A 1,773-nucleotide genomic window follows, 5' to 3' on the forward strand; every position below is an offset into this window, starting at 1 on the left:
TTATAGTTAGTTGCATAACATTTTGAAATAATATTTTGCGCTCAAAAATTTTTCAGCCCATCCTTTGAAATAGGTGATTTGGTTAATTCTGTAGAAAAATTCTTCCCAAATTTCTGCTTTTAAGTGATCAAGATCCTTAATGAAAAGGGTAGAAAGATCTCTCCGGACAGCTCTCCAAATTTGCTCTATTGGATTTAAATCTGGAGAATACGGCGGAAGGAAAATTAGCTCAATACCATTTTGTGCAGAAAAATCACGGACCATTTGTGATCGATGTGATGAGAAGTTGTCAAGAATTATCACAATTCTTTTTCCTGGATTTGCTGCTTTAAATTCACTTAAGACTTCACATATATCCTCTTTTTTAGAGTGATCACGAAATGTTAAAATGGAGTTCCCATTAGGAGAGTAAATTCCAAAGGTATTGGCTCTAAACTTACTGGTATTTTTTATAATGCGGGTTCTTGTGAAAAACCATACTCGTTGAGTGTTAGCAGTAGATTGTGGAGAACTAGCATCCAAAAAGCCGATTACAACATTTTTGCTCATTTTTGGGAGTCTTTTTTTAAAATTTCCTCTGCGTTTTCAGGGCGACGATAATCTTGCGGATATAATTTCCCAAAAAGCATTTTATATTTCTTTAAAATTCTCCTTATTTGGTCCATACTATAATTTACGGAAAATTTTAAAAAAATTAACTCTCGAACTTCAGAGGTTGTCCAAAAATTGCGAGTGTGTAAAATCTCATATAATTGATCCTTTTCAATATCTGAAAGTTTTGCTGGCTTTCCACCAGCATATTTTGGAATTAAACCTGCATAACCTTCTGAATTCCACCTATCCTGCCACGTATAACCCGTTCCCGGAGAAATACCCACTAATTTACATGCTTCCTTTACGGGTATATTCGAATACCGAAGATTAATAAAGGTTAGCCGCTTGTGGATTTTGGCCCCTAGTTCATAATCTTTAATTTTTTTAAGCAAATCACTTTGAGTAATGTGAGGTATGATTGTTATTTGCTGGACATTTACCATAAACCATATTTAAATTCAATAGTATAGAAAGTATTGCAACTAACTATAATATCCAGTGATACAATTGATGCAGGATTCTCCTTAATAAGGGTTTCTGATTCATTGATCTTCTCAATAAGCGACGTGACATCTGAAAAAATATCAAAGATCTTGCTTACTTTTCCAGCTTTATCAAAAATCGGGACATAGGTATACTCCAGATGCCTGATGCCATCCGGAAAGAGGCAGATTATTTTTCCACCCATGGCCTTCTTATTTTTAATTACCTCTGCTGCCGTTGCCCCGACTCTGTCTTTCGATTTAAATTCGCCATGTTTCATTCCCATGACCTTTTCACGGGTAAATCCTGAAATATTACAAAAAGCAGGGTTTACATCAATAACTTCCATTTCCGGGTTTAATGTCATGACAGCATGAGGACTTTCACTGATAAAGGATTCAATTTCATTGAGCCTCGTTATCTGGTCTGTTACATCGATATGCATCCCCAAAAGTCCGGTCACTTCACCTCTTGCGTCTAATACTGGAATATAGGTAATTTCAAGTGTTTTTACAGCCCAGCCAAAATCGATTATCGCCATTCCTTTAGACCTGAATTTATGAATTTATATCTCATTTTGCATAGCGTGATCTGAAAAAATTAGTTTAGAATTCTCTATTCTTTAAACGATTAGCAATTTTCAAGCGAAAGGCTTATCTAATTGTAAGTTATAATTATAACTTACATGCACATTAA

At 34.9% G+C, this 1,773-nt stretch carries 3 protein-coding genes; all 3 read right to left on the reverse strand.

The genetic code is table 11. The features are described 5' to 3' along the window. Positions 1–6: 6 nt before the first annotated feature. From DLD82_RS17905 to DLD82_RS17915, 3 genes are read right to left on the reverse strand one after another with little or no spacing between them, the layout of a single operon-like run. Positions 7–549, reverse strand: a complete 543-nt coding sequence (locus DLD82_RS17905) for an IS630 family transposase (RefSeq protein WP_109942497.1) — start codon at positions 547–549, stop codon at positions 7–9. Next, on the reverse strand, positions 546–1,037 hold the full coding sequence (locus tag DLD82_RS17910; RefSeq protein WP_109942498.1) for a helix-turn-helix domain-containing protein: 492 nt from the start codon (positions 1,035–1,037) through the stop codon (positions 546–548). The genes DLD82_RS17905 and DLD82_RS17910 overlap by 4 nt, the downstream gene beginning before the upstream one ends. Then, the gene (locus tag DLD82_RS17915; protein WP_109942499.1) at positions 1,031–1,618 is read right to left on the reverse strand and encodes a PAS domain-containing protein; all 588 of its coding nucleotides are present in this window, start codon (positions 1,616–1,618) and stop codon (positions 1,031–1,033) included. The genes DLD82_RS17910 and DLD82_RS17915 overlap by 7 nt, the downstream gene beginning before the upstream one ends. Positions 1,619–1,773 lie beyond the last annotated feature (155 nt).

It is taken from the genome of Methanospirillum stamsii, from assembly GCF_003173335.1.
Classification (GTDB): Archaea; Halobacteriota; Methanomicrobia; order Methanomicrobiales; family Methanospirillaceae; genus Methanospirillum; species Methanospirillum stamsii.

Coding starts and splice junctions, on each gene's coding strand:
- DLD82_RS17905 (WP_109942497.1), bottom strand. CDS start 549: ATGAGCAAAAATGTTGTAATCGGCTTTTTGGATGCTAGTTCTCCACAA.
- DLD82_RS17910 (WP_109942498.1), bottom strand. CDS start 1,037: ATGGTAAATGTCCAGCAAATAACAATCATACCTCACATTACTCAAAGT.
- DLD82_RS17915 (WP_109942499.1), bottom strand. CDS start 1,618: ATGGCGATAATCGATTTTGGCTGGGCTGTAAAAACACTTGAAATTACC.